The organism is Bacillus sp. AP50, from assembly GCF_040492675.1.
Classification (GTDB): domain Bacteria; phylum Bacillota; class Bacilli; order Bacillales; family Bacillaceae_G; genus Bacillus_A; species Bacillus_A cereus.
In genome coordinates this window covers 11,296-26,417 of the sequence record NZ_JBEUTW010000174.1, presented here as the reverse complement: position 1 = coordinate 26,417, position 15,122 = coordinate 11,296, and the positions used below count along the sequence as shown (strand labels likewise).

Genomic DNA, 15,122 nt, shown 5'->3' with positions numbered 1-15,122 from the left:
CGTATGATAAGTTGTTCTTTTTTAAGAACTATTTGATTTTAAAATAATTGACAGTCATTCGGATTTAATGTTAACTATATTTATAAACAAGTTAACATTAGGGGTGACAATTGTGACAATAAATAGTAAAACGATTGAAAAATCATCTTATACATATGAAGAATTAGCAGAGAAAAATAAAGCTTACGTATGGCACCCATTTACACAAATGAAAGATTATTTAGAAGAAGATCCTGTCATTATTGAACGTGGAGAGGGAAGAAAACTATACGATGTAAATGGTAATGAATATTGGGATGGTGTTTCATCTATATGGTTAAATGTTCACGGACATCAAGTACCGGAATTAGATGAAGCAATTCGTGAGCAATTAAATAAAATTGCTCATTCTACTATGTTAGGACTTGCTAACGTTCCATCTATTTTATTAGCAGAAAAAATTATTGAGGTTGTACCAGATGGATTGAAGAAGGTATTCTATTCTGATTCAGGTTCTACCGCTGTTGAAATTGCAATTAAGATGGCTTTCCAATATTGGCAGCATAAAGGGAAAACAAAGAAACAAAGATTCGTTACATTAAAAGAAGCATATCACGGTGATACAATTGGAGCTGTTTCGGTAGGAGCAATAGACTTGTTTCACCAAGTGTATAGTTCGCTCTTATTTGATGCGATTAAAATGCCGTATCCATATACATATCGTTCTCCTTACGGAAATAATAAGGAGGAAATTGTAAAAAGCCATTTAGAAGAAATGGAAGAATTGTTGAAAGAAAAGCATGAAGAAGTAGCTGCCATCATTGTAGAGCCATTAATGCAAGGTGCTGGCGGAATGATTACAATGCCAAAAGGATATTTAAAAGGACTGCGCGATTTATGTACAAAGTACAATGTATTATTTATTACAGATGAGGTAGCGACTGGATTTGGGCGTACAGGGAAAATGTTTGCGTGTGAACATGAAAATGTGACGCCAGACATTTTAACTGCTGGGAAAGGTTTAACAGGTGGATATTTACCAATTGCAGTTACGGTAACGACAGATGAAATATATAATGCCTTCTTAGGAGAATATGAAGAACAAAAAACATTTTTCCATGGACATAGCTACACAGGTAATCCGTTAGGGTGTGCCGTAGCAATCGCGAATTTAGAGCTATATGAAAAAACAAATTTAATAGAAGAAGTGGCACATAAAACGGATTATGTGGCAGCGCAATTAGAAAAGCTCTTTGCGTATAAACATGTAGGTGATATTCGTCAGTGCGGATTAATGGTTGGTATTGAGCTTGTGAAGAATAAGGAAACGAAAGAAGCGTTTGACTGGACAGAAAGAGTCGGTGTTCAAGTATGTAAACGCGCAAGAGAGCTGGGTATGATCTTACGACCGCTCGGTAATACGATTGTATTTATGCCACCTCTTGCTTCTACAATTGAGGAGATTGATGATATGTTACGTATTTTGTATAAAGCAATCTCGGATGTTACGGAGGGAGAATAATGAGCGGTTTTTTTATAACAGCAACAGATACTGAAGTGGGGAAAACTGTCGTTGCCGGTGCATTAGCCGGTGTATTTAGAGAATTGGGATATAACATCGGAGTATATAAACCGTTGCAAAGTGGGCATGTTGCATCAAACCCTGAGGGAGATGCGGCAAGGTTAAAAGCATTATCAGGTGTGCCGACACAAGAAAATGAAATTTGCCCTTATTCTATTGAAGAACCACTTGCTCCGAGACTTGCCATGAAAAGAGCTGGAAGAGTAGTAAAGTTAAAAGAAATTACTGATTACTATAATGAACTATTAAAAGAGTTTAATAGCTTATTTGTAGAAGGGGCAGGTGGGCTTGCTGTCCCATATACAGAAGATGCTTTAGTAATTGATTTTGCAAAAGAATTACAGTTGCCTCTTATTGTAGTAGCTCGTCCTACATTAGGAACAGTAAATCATACAGTGTTAACGATTGCTTATGCAAAGGCGCATGGCTTAACCGTAGCGGGTGTCATTTTATCAGGTTGCAAAGAATGTGAAATGGAAAGAGTGCAAGAAAATAAAGAGATGATTGAAGAGCTGAGCGGGGTACCAGTTTTAGGATTATTACCATTCTTTGAAGGTGAGTTTACGAAAGAAGAAGTATTAGAATCTGCAAAAGAACATATTATGATTTCAAAATTAGAGGAGTTTATCCAAAATGAATCAAACGTGGCGGGCGCACCTTCAATGTAAATTACAACAATTACATGAGCAAGGGCAGTATCGTGATTTGCATGTAACAGAGAAGGCAGAAGAGACTTGGCTTATTCGAGATAAAAAAAGGATGTTAAATTTAGCGTCAAATAATTATTTAGGGTTAGCTGGAGATGAAAGGTTAAAAGAAGCTGCTATTGCCTGTACAAAAAGATATGGAACTGGAGCGACTGCCTCTCGTCTCGTTGTAGGAAATCATCCATTATATGAAGAGGTTGAGAGAAGCATATGTGACTGGAAAGGTACTGAAAGGGCTTTAATTGTAAATAGTGGGTATACGGCAAATATAGGTGCCATATCTTCTTTGGCCTCTCGGCACGATATTGTTTTTAGTGACAAGTTAAATCACGCAAGTATTGTTGATGGAATCATATTAAGCGGGGCAGAGCATAAAAGGTATCGTCATAATGATTTGGATCATTTAGAGAAGCTGTTGAAAATGGCTTCGCCTGAAAACAGAAAATTAATCGTAACAGATACCGTTTTTAGTATGGATGGTGATACTGCGTATTTGAGAGATTTAGTACAGCTGAAAGAGAAGTACGGGGCAATCATTATAGTCGATGAAGCACATGCGAGTGGAATATATGGAATCGGCGGAGCTGGGTTATCTCATATAGAAAAAAATCTTGCTCAAAAAATTGATATACATATGGGGACGTTTAGCAAGGCTTTAGGGTGTTATGGTGCGTATTTGACAGGTGATGAAATTTATATAGAGTATTTACAAAATATGATGAGAAGCTTTATTTTTACTACAGCTTTACCACCAAGTACGTTAGGAGCAGTGCAAAAAGCAATTGAAATTGTAAAAGAAGATAACGAAAGAAGAGAGAACCTTATAGCAAACGGAGAATACTTCAGAACTAAATTAAGGGATGCTGGTTTTGATATTGGGAATAGTTCAACTCATATTGTACCGATTGTAGTCGGTTCAAATGAACATGCTTTACGATTTAGTAAAAGGTTGCAAGAGGCAGGGATTGCGGCCATTGCAATTCGTCCGCCAACTGTGCCGGTTCATAGTTCTCGAATTCGCTTTGCAGTTACATCGCAACATACAATAGCTGATTTAAAATGGGCTATTGACCGAATTATTCACATTGCGAAAGAAGAGGAGATTTTCGTATGAACGAGCTAAAGATTATTTTTATCCCCGGATGGGGAATGGAAGAGAATATTTGGGATTTAGTACTTCCGTATTTTAAAGGATATCCTGTTCAATGCGTAGATTGGCGTAATGTGAAAGAACGAAGTGAATTTGCGGAACGAACTATAGATGTAGCGCATAACGACAACGTAATTTTAGTTGGATGGTCACTAGGAGCGTTAGCAGCAGTTGAAGCTTATAAAAAGATTCAGGCAAAAGGCATCGTATTAATTGGTGGGACTGCTAAATTTACAAATACGAGCGACTATAGTAATGGATGGAATGCTTTGCATGTAGAACGGCTGAAAAGGAATTTGGCGAGAAGGAAAGAAGATACGCTCAAGCGGTTTTATGAAAATATGTTTACGAAAGATGAGCTAAAAGGGAATAAAAACTTTGAAGACATTGTAGACCGTTTTAAAGGTGATTCTATTCAGTCTTTACAACTAGGTTTGGATTATTTAATAGAAACAGATATGAGAGAAGAACTAAAAGAAATTAAAGTACCTATACTACTTATTCACGGAGAACAGGATGTAATATGCCCATTGTCTGCGGCACGTAGTATGACGGAGAATAGCAGCAGCGAGCTGAAAGTAGTAAGTGAAGCAGGGCATGCATTATGTGTAACGAATTTTGAATATTGTGCAAATGAGATAATTCAATTTGTAGAGGGGATACGACATGATCAACAAAACGTTACTACAAAAACGGTTTAATGGGGCAGCCGTATCTTACGATCGATATGCAAATGTACAAAAAAAGATGGCACATTCATTACTTTCAATCTTAAAGGAACGATATAGTGAAACGGCATCAATACGTATTTTAGAACTGGGATGCGGGACGGGGTATGTAACAGAACAATTATCAAAGTTATTTCCGAAAGCACATATTACAGCAGTTGATTTTGCTGAAAGTATGATTGCGATTGCGCAAACTAGACAAAGTGTAAAAAATGTAACGTTTCACTGTGAAGATATTGAGCAATTACGATTAGAAGAATCATATGATGTCATTATTTCAAATGCTACATTTCAATGGTTAAATAATTTACAACAAGTGTTAAGAAATTTATTTCAACATTTGTCTATAGATGGGATATTACTCTTTTCAACGTTTGGACATGAAACATTTCAAGAATTGCATGCTTCGTTCCAACGTGCGAAAGAAGAAAGAAATATAAAAAATGAAATATCGATTGGTCAACGTTTTTATTCAAAAGATCAGTTGCTTCATATATGTAAGATAGAAACAGGGGATGTGCATGTTTCTGAAACATGTTACATAGAGAGTTTTACAGAAGTTAAGGAGTTTCTGCATTCTATTCGAAAAGTAGGAGCAACTAATAGCAATGAAGGATCATATTGTCAAAGTCCCTCACTCTTTCGTGCGATGCTACGCATATACGAAAGAGACTTCACGGGAAATGAAGGGATAATGGCAACGTATCATGCTTTATTTATACATATAACAAAAGAGGGGAAGAGATGAAATGAAACAAGTACAAACAAAAAGGGATTGGAAAAAACTTGCATACGACGTAGTGGAAGAGAAAATGATTACGAAAGAAGATGCAATAGCGATATTAGAAGCTGATGATACAGAAGTTTTAGAAATTATGAATGCAGCTTACATTATTCGCCATCATCACTTTGGTAAGAAAGTAAAATTGAATATGATTATTAATACGAAATCTGGATTATGTCCTGAAGATTGTGGATATTGCTCACAGTCTATTATTTCAGAAGCACCGATTGATAAATATGCATGGTTAACGCAGGAGAAGATTGTAGAAGGGGCACATGAAGCAATACGCCGTAAAGCAGGTACATATTGTATTGTAGCGTCTGGTCGTCGTCCGACGGATAAAGAGGTAAATCACGTAATTGGAGCAGTTAAGGAAATTCGTGAAACGACAGACTTGAAGATTTGTTGTTGTTTAGGTTTCTTAAATGAAGATCAAGCAGGACGTTTAGCGGAAGCAGGCGTGCACCGTTATAACCACAACTTAAATACACATGCAAATAATTACGATAGTATTTGTTCAACTCATACGTATGATGATCGTGTTGATACAGTTCAAAAAGCAAAACAAGCTGGTATTTCACCATGCTCTGGAGCGATTTTTGGCATGGGAGAAACAATTGAAGAGCGTGCTGAAATTGCATTTGAATTACAACGTATAGATGCAGATTCTATCCCTTGTAATTTCCTTGTTGCTGTAAAGGGGACACCTCTTGAAGGGCAAAAAGAGTTAACGCCAGTAGAATGTTTAAAAGTACTTGCAATGATGCGTTTTGTAAACCCAACAAAAGAAATTCGTATTTCAGGAGGACGTGAAATCAATTTACGTTCTGTACAGCCAATCGGTTTATTTGCAGCAAATTCTATTTTTGTCGGGGACTACTTAACGACAGCTGGACAAGAGCCGACTGCGGACTGGGGTATGATTGCAGATTTAGGATTTGAGATTGAAGAATGTGCATTATAAGATAGATGAAAAAGCAAACTTGTAAAAGAGTTTGCTTTTTTGTAAATAAAATGTAATAAATAGTTGTGAACGCTTGATACTATTGGTTTTTGAGCGAAAAAAAGAATTTTTGTGGACGAATTTTCCAAGCCCTAATTGTACATAGTAAATATGTAATTTATATTGGGTTGGAGGATTTTACATGTACAAATACATATTAGCGATTATGACTTGTTTAATTTTAATAAAAGCAATAAGTTCTGATCCAGTTAAGGCTGCCGAAAATCCTGAACAAAAAGAGATGCAACAAAGAATCGAACAACACTTTCGAACGAAAGCTGAACATTTTGGATTGAAAACGGAAGGAAAAGATTTAAAGGAAGTTAGAAAAGAAATTACTATTATAGAAGAAGCGAAAAAAAGAGAGAATGTATGGAGAACAGCACAAGCTCTTCATATAAAAACAGAAGGAAAAACGATGAATGAATTAATAAAAGATGTACAAAAAAAGGTGAAAAAATAAAAAGAGGCCGCAGCCTCTTTTTTTATGCCCATTGTTTTGATAAGTGAGCCATTTCAATTGCAGCAACAGCTGATTCATATCCTTTATTACCAGCTTTCGTACCTGCGCGTTCAATCGCTTGTTCAATTGTTTCTGTCGTTAATACGCCGAAAATAACTGGGATGTCCATTTGTAGTGATAAAGACGCAACACCTTTTGCTACTTCATTACAAACGTAATCGTAGTGCGTTGTAGCACCTCGGATTACAGTACCTAATGTAATAACAGCATCATACTTTCCGCTACTAGCCATCTTTTTAGCGATTAAAGGAATTTCAAATGCACCAGGAACCCAAGCAACATCAATATCATTTTCTTCTACACCGTGACGCTTTAATCCGTCTAAAGCGCCGCCAAGTAACTTACTTGTAATAAATTCGTTAAAACGTCCAACAACAACTCCAACTTTTAATCCTGTACCAACTAAATGACCTTCGAATACCATAATAAATCTCTCCTTTAATTATAAGTTTAGTAAGTGTCCTAATTTGTTTACTTTCGTTTGTAAATACGATTTATTCTCTTCTTTTGCCGGCATTTGCAACGGTAAACGCTCGACTACTTCTAAATCGTAACCTTGTAAGCCAGCAATTTTTCTTGGGTTATTCGTTAATAATCGTAAGCTTTGTAAACCTAAATCTTTTAATATTTGAGCACCGATACCGTAATCACGAAGATCAGCAGGGAAGCCGAGTTTTTCATTTGCTTCTACAGTATCGAATCCTTCTTCTTGTAATTTATAAGCGCGAAGCTTATTAAGAAGCCCAATGCCTCTTCCTTCTTGTCTCATATAAAGAAGAACACCTTTTCCTTCACGCTCAATTTGAGCAAGTGCTGCATGGAGTTGTGGTCCGCAATCGCAGCGATGTGAACCGAATACATCTCCTGTTAAGCATTCAGAATGAACACGTACAAGTACCGGTTCACCTGTTGAAATATCACCTTTTACAAGTGCGATATGTTCTTTCGTATCTAATGAGTTAGAATAGCCAATTGCGTGGAAAGTACCGAAATCTGTAGGTAATGTAATTTCCACTTCTCTCGTCACAAGTGTTTCATGATGGCGGCGATAAGCAATTAAATCTTCTATTGTAATCATTTTTATATCAAATTGTTTTGCACATTCTATTAAATCAGGTACACGTGCCATCGTGCCGTCCTCATTTATAATTTCGCAAATAACTCCAGCTGGTTCGGCACCGCATAGCTTTGCTAAATCAACAGCAGCTTCTGTATGACCTGCACGACGCAGGACACCGCCTTCTTTCGCAATTAATGGAAAGATATGTCCAGGTCGATTGAAATCAGCGCCTTTTGATGCGGGGTTTAACAATTCTTGTATCGTAGTTGCACGTTCGTGAGCGCTAATCCCTGTTGTTGTAGAGACATGGTCAATGCTCACTGTAAACGCAGTATGATGTGAATCTGTATTATGAGATACCATTGGTTCTAATTGTAGACGTTCTGCGTACCCTTCCGTAATCGGTACACAAACGAGACCACGGCCATGTGTAATCATAAAATTAATTGTTTCTGGTGTAATGTACTCTGCTAAAGCAATAAAATCGCCTTCATTTTCTCGGTTTTCATCATCACATACGATAACGACTTTACCTTGTTTTAAATCTTCTAGAGCTTCTTCAATACGATGAAACATTGTGCTTCCCCCTTATAGAAATCCGTTTTCTTGTAAAAAGCTTTCAGTCATTGAACCTACTCGTTTTGTAGGTTTAGTAATAAAGCGTTCGATATATTTACCAATCATGTCACACTCAATGTTTACGATATCTCCGGCATTTTTTTCTCCAATGACAGACTCGCTTACTGTGTGCGGGATGAGCGAAATCGTTATGGAAGATTCGTCTATATCAAATATCGTTAAACTCGTTCCATCAACAGCAATGGACCCTTTCTGCAAACAATAGCGCAGCAGTTCATCAGAAATTGCTATTTTGTAATAGACGGCATTGTAATGTTGTTTTTTATTTAAAATCGTTCCGATGCCATCAATATGTCCTGAAACGAAATGTCCACCGAATCGTCCATTTGCAGCCATTGCTCGCTCTAAATTTACTTTAGAGTGCGGTTTAAGCATGCGAAGTGATGTCGACTGCATCGTTTCAGGCATTGCATCAACTGTAAATGAAGTAGTTGTAAAGTTTGTTACAGTTAAGCAAATACCGTTAACCGCGATACTATCACCTAAGTGAACATCTGATAAAATTTTCTTTGCATGAATCGTTAATTTCATCGCTTCTCCGCTTTGTTGCATGTTTGCTATCGTTCCTAATTCTTCTACAATTCCTGTAAACATTTCGTCACCTCGTTTCGGGCATTCGCAACGATTTTTATATCATCACCAATTTGTTTCATCTCTTGAATTTTCAAGGAAAGCGCATCTTGTAATTTTGAAAAACCATTTCCTCCAAATAAAGTAGGAGCATCTTTCCCACCAATTAATTTCGGGCTTATATAGGTTACAATTTCATTAAAATTGTTTGTTTTTAAGAAACTTGCATGAATCGATTGGCCACCTTCAACGAATAGAGAAAGAATTTGTTTCTCTCCAAGAAAGGAAAGAAGGTCCTCGATTTCTATATGCTTCGTTTCCATTTGGAATATAGCTATATTTTTAGATTCATAAGAAGATATCTTCTCTTTCTTTACATCCTTACCGACAATAATCCATGTCGGTGCTAAACCATCTGTTATAACATGAGAAGATGGTGGCGTTCGTAAATGGGTATCTAAAACAACGCGAATAGGATGTTTCCCACCATTTGGAATTCTTGTTGTTAAATGAGGATTATCAGCTATAACTGTATTCACTCCAACAAGAATTGCATCATGTGTATGGCGATATTGGTGAACATCAGCACGTGCTTCTTCACCTGTAATCCACTTACTTTCACCAGTTACAGTTGCTGTTTTTCCATCTAAGCTCATCGCTGTTTTGATTGTTACAAAAGGGCGTTTCGTTTTCATGTAGTGAAAAAAGTAGCGATTTAATAAAACTGCTTCTGCTTCAAGAACACCGGTAGTTACTTCAATTCTAGCTTCCTCTAATCTTCTTTTTCCGTTACCAGAAACGAGCGGATTACAATCGAGAGTAGCAATTACAACACGCTTAACTCCTTTTTCGATGAGCAATTCACAGCAAGGTGGTGTTTTTCCAAAGTGGCTACACGGTTCCAGTGTTACATAAACGGTAGCGTCTTTGGCGTTCTGACCAGCCATTTGAAGGGCATGAACTTCTGCGTGTTCTTCACCAGCTCGTAAATGAGCGCCCATACCAACGATGTTTCCATCTTTTACAACAACAGCACCAACCATAGGATTTGGACTTGTTTGTCCTGATGTTCCTTCTGCTAACTGCAGGGCAATCCTCATATATTCTTGATCTGTCATTTTCTTCACCTCTCCAAAAAAAATCAAAAAACCCCAAGGATTTAATATCCTTGGGGTTTGGGAGACGTGATTTCTAGAAATATAGTTTGAATACGAAAGCATAGGAAAGAAACCTAACGATAATTGATATTTCTGCATAAGGAAAAAACCTAGCAAAATATCGAATTTTTAAACGCTAGTTGTCTCTTTTTATTTCAGTATAAAAAATAAGTATAGAAAATTAAACATATATAAAGAATCAAAATGAATCTTTAAAAATATGCATACTGAAATAAAAGTGTATTCACTATATAAAAAACTAGAAACATATCCTTCTCCCATCCAGACTATACTGTCGGCCCTAGAGTTTCACTAGATCCACCGTTTTCGAGTTGAAAACGGGTCACGGACTTAGAAGTTTTCACTTCATCACCGCCGGTTGGGAATTTCACCCGACCCCGAAGGATGCTGTTTGCTCAAATTATAGCACAAAAAAAATAAAAGGCTAGTAAAAAATATTCGAATGTGAAGAATTGTGTGAAAATATATGCAGGCTGGAATGGAAATAAAAGTATTAGAAATGTTGTAAAGAGAAGGGATATAACGGAGTTGCTAAAAAGAAAAAACATGCACAAAAAAATGTGCATGTCACATGTAAAATTATTCTGCCTCTGGTGCTCTAACAACAGACTCGAATTTACCTTTATGCGAAGCGTCGCAATAAGGCATATTTTTTGATAAACCACAACGGCATAAAGAAAATGCCGGTTTTGCTGGGAATGCATTCCCTTGTGAGTCGACTAATTCCACGTCCCCTGTAACGCGAAAAGAGCCATTATCATTTACTTTAATTTGTACTTTTGCCAACGTTATCCCTCCTTCCCAAACGCTTAATTTCATCATATAATCAAGGGAAGTGCTTGGCAATATAAAGTGAAACTTTAATTAGTGGGGGAGGCATCCCCCACTAATTATTAGTTGAACCAATCGGGCTTTTAGGGGCAGTTAATCTCCCACCTAACTTCTTTGTTTCAGCCGAATTTTGAGGTGGGAGTTTTACTGCCCGCAAATAGCGGAGAAAAAAGAGCACTTTGTTTGAGAAAGAAGAGAGTGTTATAATAGTTTTCATAACTGACTAGAGTAAGGTGACGAGAGATGGATAAACAATTACATACATTACGAAACATTGCAAATGAGCGCACGTGGGCATCATTTTTGAATGATAATCATCCATATAGTTTGTTACATTGGTCCATTGCAGGTGTAGGGCAAGAGGCAAAGGATGTTTGGTTACTTCAAGATGAAGTAACATTTCAAACGACAGAATTCCCAACGTTAGATGATGCAATGCAATGGATTTCTGAAAATATGGAACAAGTTACAGACGTTTTAGCGCAATAAAAAACAGGCTTATGCAAGCCTGTTTTTTGTTTCTTTCACATATGTGTTTAAAAATTGATCGACGGCTGCTTCGTACTCTTCTTTATTTTCGTTATAAGAGCAAGCGTGTGCACCGTGTTCTGCAATATAAAGCTGCTTATTATTTTCTTTCGCTTCATATAACGCTTTTGTCATATCAGCTAAAATATAGTCGTCATCTTTACTATGAATAAAGAGAACGGGATTGTTAATGTTTTTTATACAGTCGATTGGTGAAACTTCACGAATTGTATAACCGTCACGAACTTTCAAAAATGCGTTTGCTAAAGGTAATAAAGGCCATTTTGGTAAATGGAATTCAACCTTTAAACGGTGCTGTAATTGTCCGTGAAAATCAGAGAAAGGACAATCTGCAATATAGAAATCAGCACCATCTTCTACAAGTCCTGCGTATTGAAGAAGTGTTGCAGCTCCCATAGATTCACCATGAATACCAAGTGTAATATTGGTGCCAAAACGGTTTTTTAGCCAGTCAACTACGGATTTTAAATCATGTTTTTCATAGTATCCATAGCTTGTTGTTTTTCCGCCAGTTTTACCATGACGACGATGATCGTAAATGAGGACGTTATATCCTCTTTTTAAGAATAAGTTTGCATATTTTACAGAGTTTATTTTATTTACAGTTACACCGTGGCAAAAAACCATAAACTTATTGGTGGAATGACCAGCAGGAATGTAATATCCGTGAAGGTCGTATCCAAATTGTGAAGGGATATGAATTTCTTCTTTATGAAGAGCATCAAAATCCTCTATACGAAAATGTTTTTTCGTTTCTCTTTCGAGTACTTCTTCCTCTGTTTTTTTCTTTAAGTACATCACTTTATTTGTAAAGAAAATCCCAAGGGCAGTTATTGCACCTAGTATAGTAAACAATGCTGCAAAAAAACGTTTCATACTTTACCTCATCCTCCAAATACCGTTACATGTGATACACTTATATTGTATCACAATGATATAAAAGGGGAGAAATAGGAAATGGTGCATATACAAAAAATTACGCCAGCGATGAAAGAAACAATCCGAATGTTCATGTGTGAGAACTGGGGAAGTTCATTGATGGTTTCACGTGGTAAGGGGCATCAATTAGAAGAGTTGCCAGGGTTTGTTGCGCTCTCAGATGACAGAATAATCGGAATTATAACGTATGAAGTGACCAGAAATATGTGCGAAATTGTATCGCTAGATAGCTTTGAAGAAAGAAAGGGGATAGGGACGAAACTTGTGGATTGTGTATTACAAGTTGCAGAAGAAGAACGGTGCAGACAGGTTTGGCTTATTACAACAAATGATAATATGAATGCGTTACGATTTTACCAAAAACGTAATTTTGTAATGACTAATTTATATGTGAATGCGGTAGAGGAGGCACGAAAAATAAAGAAAGAAATTCCATGTATTGGATATGATAATATCCCAATTTTACATGAAATTCAGTTGGAGTATCGTTTAGTGAAATGATGTAACAATTTTCAGAAATATGAGTTATTAATCTTGACGGATAGTTTAATTTAGGTTACCGTAAAATTGTAATCTATTACCATATTAAGGGGTGACGATGTGGCAACTATACGTGATGTTGCAAAATTGGCAGGTGTTTCAGTCGCAACCGTTTCACGAGTTATTAATGAAAAAGGATACGTTCATGAGGACACAGTAAAACAAGTAAAGGAAGCAATTGAAGAATTACGTTATAGGCCAAACAGTGCAGCGAAGCCACTATTTAAAGAGGATTCAACGATAATTGCATTACTTGTAGATAATTTATGTAACCAATCAAACATCACTTTGCTACATTGTATTGAGGAAATAGCATATAAAGAAGGTTATCAAATCATTATTTGTAATATAGAGAATAAAGATAGATACATACATATGCTGAAGCAAAATAACATTGCAGGTGTTATTTTGACAAGAGCAGTTTTTAAAAGTGTAGGAAAAATTCCATTTCCGTTTGTTGTGATCGATGAGCAACAATCACATGGAAATTATTATGAAAGTGGACAGAGAGCTGTTTCTGTATTAAAAGAGAAAGGGTGTCACTTTCTTGCATATTTCGGTGAGGGAGAAGAAAGTGCAGAAATGGAAGATCATATAGCAGGGTTTTTAGACGCTGTTTGGGATGAAGGAATCTCTTATCGAGAAGAATGTGTACAAGGGTATACAAATAAACAATTTATTACATTATTGCAAAACAATCCGTATGTAGATGGAATTGTAGCCTCAAGTGATCAGATTGCTATTGAGTTAATTCGGTCAGCGAGATTTCTAAATATACATATACCAGATAAATTAAAAATTGTTGGACCGAATGGGAGTATAGAGTGTGAATGGATAGGTTCATCACTACCGACAATTGAAAACTATGTCAAAGATAACGGAAAAGTAGCTTTTCAACAATTAAAAGGAAAAATAAAAAAGTAAAAGGTGCGTTTTATACGCACCTTTTTATAATGTAATTGCGGCAATAAAGCCAAATATAAGTAACGGTATATTGTAATGTAGAAAAGTGGGTACACATGTATCCCATATATGATGGTGCTGACCATCAGCATTTAAACCGGATGTTGGTCCAAGGGTACTATCCGATGCTGGAGATCCTGCGTCACCTAGTGCTCCGGCTGTACCGATAATTGCAATTGTGGCCATTGGACTAAATCCAAGCTGAATGCAAAGAGGTACAAAAATGGTTGTTAAGATAGGGATGGTTGAAAAGGATGAACCAATTCCCATCGTAACGAGAAGTCCAATAACGAGCATAAGAAATGCAGCGAGTGGTTTGTTATTTCCGATTATATGTGCACTCGTTTGCACTAGAGATTCAACATGTCCTGTTTTTCGAAGAACAGCGCCGAATCCAGCGGCAGCAATCATAACAAAGCCAATAAAGGACATCATACGCATTCCGCTTGTTAATATCGCATCTGCTTCTTTAAGTGGTAGACTGCCACTAACTGATAAGACGATAATACCTGCTAAAGCACCGAAAATCATTGATTCTGTTGTTAATTGAACAGTTAATGTAGCAATGATAGATAATAACCCGAAAGTAATGCTACGTTTTGTATAGGGAACGATTTCATTTTCGGTAGTATGAATTTGTTCTGTTTCATACGTACGAGGTTTTCGGTACGTAATGAATACCGCTACACATAATCCAATAATCATACCGATTGCTGGAATAGTCATTGCTTTTGGAATAAGTGCGACATCAAATGTAAGACCGCTTTGCGCAGCGTTGGTTTGCAATACGTCATGATAAATTTTTCCGAACCCTGCAGGGATCCACATATAAGGAGTAATCAATCCAAATGTAATAATACATGTGACAAGTCTGCGATCCACTTTCAGCTCAGTTAATACTTTTAAAAGTGCTGGAATTAAGATGGGGATGAAAGCAATGTGAACAGGAATCACATTTTGTGAGAAACAAGCCATCATTAAAATAATGAATAAAATAAGTACCTTAGAATAAACTTGTTTTTTCGTGTCTTGTTCATTGCCAATCCATTTTAATGCAGTTTGAATCATAGCATCTGGAAGTCCTGTTTTGGAAAGGGAAATAGCGAAACCACCAAGCATTGCATAACTTAAAGCGATTGGAGCACTGTTTCCAAGACCAGTTGTAAAAGTGTTAATCGTTTCTGAAATACCGAGTCCGCCGATAAGTCCGCCTGTTAAAGCTCCAACAATGATGGCGACAATGACCTGGACACGTAACAAACTAAGCAATAGCATAATTGCTACTGCGACGAGTACAGCGTTCATAATAAATGTAATCTCCCTAAATTTTTATTCTGTTAAGACAAGTACATATGAAACATTTTGCTATGTTTATACATACTTGCGACATATTATTA

Annotated in this window: 17 protein-coding genes and 1 riboswitch; of the genes, 10 read left to right on the top strand and 7 right to left on the bottom strand. The window is 36.7% G+C overall.

The genetic code is table 11. The annotated features are described in order from the left end of the window. Window positions 1-67: 67 nt before the first annotated feature. The 7 genes from bioA to ABWK52_RS14895 all read left to right on the top strand — a co-directional run bounded on the left by bioA (window position 68) and on the right by ABWK52_RS14895 (window position 6,396). Window positions 68-1,501, top strand: coding sequence for an adenosylmethionine--8-amino-7-oxononanoate transaminase (bioA, locus tag ABWK52_RS14925; RefSeq protein WP_002103558.1), 1,434 nt, complete (start codon window positions 68-70; stop codon window positions 1,499-1,501). Beyond that, entirely contained in the window at window positions 1,501-2,229 is a 729-nt protein-coding gene (gene bioD, locus ABWK52_RS14920; RefSeq protein ID WP_000012496.1) for a dethiobiotin synthase, read from the top strand. The genes bioA and bioD overlap by 1 nt, the downstream gene beginning before the upstream one ends. Next, window positions 2,195-3,382 carry an 8-amino-7-oxononanoate synthase gene (bioF, locus tag ABWK52_RS14915; protein WP_001077287.1) on the top strand — a complete coding sequence of 396 codons (1,188 nt, stop codon included), beginning with the start codon at window positions 2,195-2,197 and terminating at the stop codon, window positions 3,380-3,382. Before bioD ends, bioF begins: the two co-directional genes overlap by 35 nt. Beyond that, complete coding sequence (locus ABWK52_RS14910) at window positions 3,379-4,119, top strand: alpha/beta fold hydrolase (RefSeq protein ID WP_098283373.1); 741 nt, start codon at window positions 3,379-3,381, stop codon at window positions 4,117-4,119. The genes bioF and ABWK52_RS14910 overlap by 4 nt, the downstream gene beginning before the upstream one ends. Continuing rightward, on the top strand, window positions 4,085-4,894 hold the full coding sequence (bioC, locus tag ABWK52_RS14905; protein ID WP_098541564.1) for a malonyl-ACP O-methyltransferase BioC: 810 nt from the start codon (window positions 4,085-4,087) through the stop codon (window positions 4,892-4,894). Before ABWK52_RS14910 ends, bioC begins: the two co-directional genes overlap by 35 nt. Window position 4,895: 1 nt before the next feature. Further along, the gene (bioB, locus tag ABWK52_RS14900; RefSeq protein ID WP_000815856.1) at window positions 4,896-5,894 is read left to right on the top strand and encodes a biotin synthase; all 999 of its coding nucleotides are present in this window, start codon (window positions 4,896-4,898) and stop codon (window positions 5,892-5,894) included. A 181-nt stretch (window positions 5,895-6,075) separates the two neighbouring features. Next, complete coding sequence (locus tag ABWK52_RS14895; protein ID WP_000280032.1) at window positions 6,076-6,396, top strand: hypothetical protein; 321 nt, start codon at window positions 6,076-6,078, stop codon at window positions 6,394-6,396. Between the two features lie 22 nt (window positions 6,397-6,418). Here ABWK52_RS14895 and ribH read toward each other — a convergent pair whose 3' ends face one another. The 5 genes from ribH to ABWK52_RS14870 all read right to left on the bottom strand — a co-directional run bounded on the left by ribH (window position 6,419) and on the right by ABWK52_RS14870 (window position 10,689). Further along, window positions 6,419-6,880 carry a 6,7-dimethyl-8-ribityllumazine synthase gene (gene ribH / locus ABWK52_RS14890; RefSeq protein ID WP_000230895.1) on the bottom strand — a complete coding sequence of 154 codons (462 nt, stop codon included), beginning with the start codon at window positions 6,878-6,880 and terminating at the stop codon, window positions 6,419-6,421. An 18-nt stretch (window positions 6,881-6,898) separates the two neighbouring features. Further along, on the bottom strand, window positions 6,899-8,092 hold the full coding sequence (gene ribBA, locus ABWK52_RS14885; RefSeq protein WP_098541566.1) for a bifunctional 3,4-dihydroxy-2-butanone 4-phosphate synthase/GTP cyclohydrolase II: 1,194 nt from the start codon (window positions 8,090-8,092) through the stop codon (window positions 6,899-6,901). 12 nt (window positions 8,093-8,104) lie between these two features. Continuing rightward, entirely contained in the window at window positions 8,105-8,749 is a 645-nt protein-coding gene (gene ribE, locus ABWK52_RS14880) for a riboflavin synthase subunit alpha (protein ID WP_000493901.1), read from the bottom strand. Then, a complete protein-coding gene (gene ribD, locus ABWK52_RS14875) occupies window positions 8,731-9,843 on the bottom strand; it encodes a bifunctional diaminohydroxyphosphoribosylaminopyrimidine deaminase/5-amino-6-(5-phosphoribosylamino)uracil reductase RibD (RefSeq protein WP_000131988.1) in 1,113 nt (370 codons plus the stop codon). Before ribD ends, ribE begins: the two co-directional genes overlap by 19 nt. 305 nt (window positions 9,844-10,148) lie before the next feature. Further along, window positions 10,149-10,292, bottom strand: a riboswitch (FMN riboswitch). Between the two features lie 190 nt (window positions 10,293-10,482). Further along, window positions 10,483-10,689 (bottom strand): CDGSH iron-sulfur domain-containing protein, encoded by a 207-nt coding sequence (locus ABWK52_RS14870; protein WP_001151579.1) that lies wholly within the window; start codon window positions 10,687-10,689, stop codon window positions 10,483-10,485. A gap of 288 nt (window positions 10,690-10,977) precedes the next feature. On the opposite strand from ABWK52_RS14870, the gene ABWK52_RS14865 reads away from it, so the two are divergent. Next, a complete protein-coding gene (locus ABWK52_RS14865) occupies window positions 10,978-11,223 on the top strand; it encodes a DUF2552 family protein (protein WP_000360793.1) in 246 nt (81 codons plus the stop codon). Window positions 11,224-11,232: 9 nt separating this feature from the next. Here ABWK52_RS14865 and ABWK52_RS14860 read toward each other — a convergent pair whose 3' ends face one another. Beyond that, the gene (locus ABWK52_RS14860; RefSeq protein ID WP_000819234.1) at window positions 11,233-12,159 is read right to left on the bottom strand and encodes an alpha/beta hydrolase; all 927 of its coding nucleotides are present in this window, start codon (window positions 12,157-12,159) and stop codon (window positions 11,233-11,235) included. Between the two features lie 81 nt (window positions 12,160-12,240). Between ABWK52_RS14860 and ABWK52_RS14855 the strand changes: the two genes are divergently transcribed. Beyond that, on the top strand, window positions 12,241-12,723 hold the full coding sequence (locus ABWK52_RS14855; RefSeq protein WP_000233410.1) for a GNAT family N-acetyltransferase: 483 nt from the start codon (window positions 12,241-12,243) through the stop codon (window positions 12,721-12,723). Between the two features lie 99 nt (window positions 12,724-12,822). Further along, a complete protein-coding gene (locus ABWK52_RS14850) occupies window positions 12,823-13,686 on the top strand; it encodes a LacI family DNA-binding transcriptional regulator (protein ID WP_000201341.1) in 864 nt (287 codons plus the stop codon). A 24-nt stretch (window positions 13,687-13,710) separates the two neighbouring features. Here the strand turns inward: ABWK52_RS14850 and ABWK52_RS14845 are convergent, their stop codons facing one another. Beyond that, window positions 13,711-15,030 (bottom strand): Na+/H+ antiporter family protein, encoded by a 1,320-nt coding sequence (locus ABWK52_RS14845; protein ID WP_000994819.1) that lies wholly within the window; start codon window positions 15,028-15,030, stop codon window positions 13,711-13,713. Window positions 15,031-15,122: the final 92 nt, after the last annotated feature.

Bases quoted from the DNA above. Each gene is read 5' to 3' on its own strand.
- bioA (WP_002103558.1), top strand. From the start codon at position 68: ATGTTAACTATATTTATAAACAAGTTAACATTAGGGGTGACAATTGTG.
- bioD (WP_000012496.1), top strand. From the start codon at position 1,501: ATGAGCGGTTTTTTTATAACAGCAACAGATACTGAAGTGGGGAAAACT.
- bioF (WP_001077287.1), top strand. From the start codon at position 2,195: ATGAATCAAACGTGGCGGGCGCACCTTCAATGTAAATTACAACAATTA.
- ABWK52_RS14910 (WP_098283373.1), top strand. From the start codon at position 3,379: ATGAACGAGCTAAAGATTATTTTTATCCCCGGATGGGGAATGGAAGAG.
- bioC (WP_098541564.1), top strand. From the start codon at position 4,085: ATGATCAACAAAACGTTACTACAAAAACGGTTTAATGGGGCAGCCGTA.
- bioB (WP_000815856.1), top strand. From the start codon at position 4,896: ATGAAACAAGTACAAACAAAAAGGGATTGGAAAAAACTTGCATACGAC.
- ABWK52_RS14895 (WP_000280032.1), top strand. From the start codon at position 6,076: ATGTACAAATACATATTAGCGATTATGACTTGTTTAATTTTAATAAAA.
- ribH (WP_000230895.1), bottom strand. From the start codon at position 6,880: ATGGTATTCGAAGGTCATTTAGTTGGTACAGGATTAAAAGTTGGAGTT.
- ribBA (WP_098541566.1), bottom strand. From the start codon at position 8,092: ATGTTTCATCGTATTGAAGAAGCTCTAGAAGATTTAAAACAAGGTAAA.
- ribE (WP_000493901.1), bottom strand. From the start codon at position 8,749: ATGTTTACAGGAATTGTAGAAGAATTAGGAACGATAGCAAACATGCAA.
- ribD (WP_000131988.1), bottom strand. From the start codon at position 9,843: ATGACAGATCAAGAATATATGAGGATTGCCCTGCAGTTAGCAGAAGGA.
- ABWK52_RS14865 (WP_000360793.1), top strand. From the start codon at position 10,978: ATGGATAAACAATTACATACATTACGAAACATTGCAAATGAGCGCACG.
- ABWK52_RS14860 (WP_000819234.1), bottom strand. From the start codon at position 12,159: ATGAAACGTTTTTTTGCAGCATTGTTTACTATACTAGGTGCAATAACT.
- ABWK52_RS14855 (WP_000233410.1), top strand. From the start codon at position 12,241: ATGGTGCATATACAAAAAATTACGCCAGCGATGAAAGAAACAATCCGA.
- ABWK52_RS14845 (WP_000994819.1), bottom strand. From the start codon at position 15,030: ATGAACGCTGTACTCGTCGCAGTAGCAATTATGCTATTGCTTAGTTTG.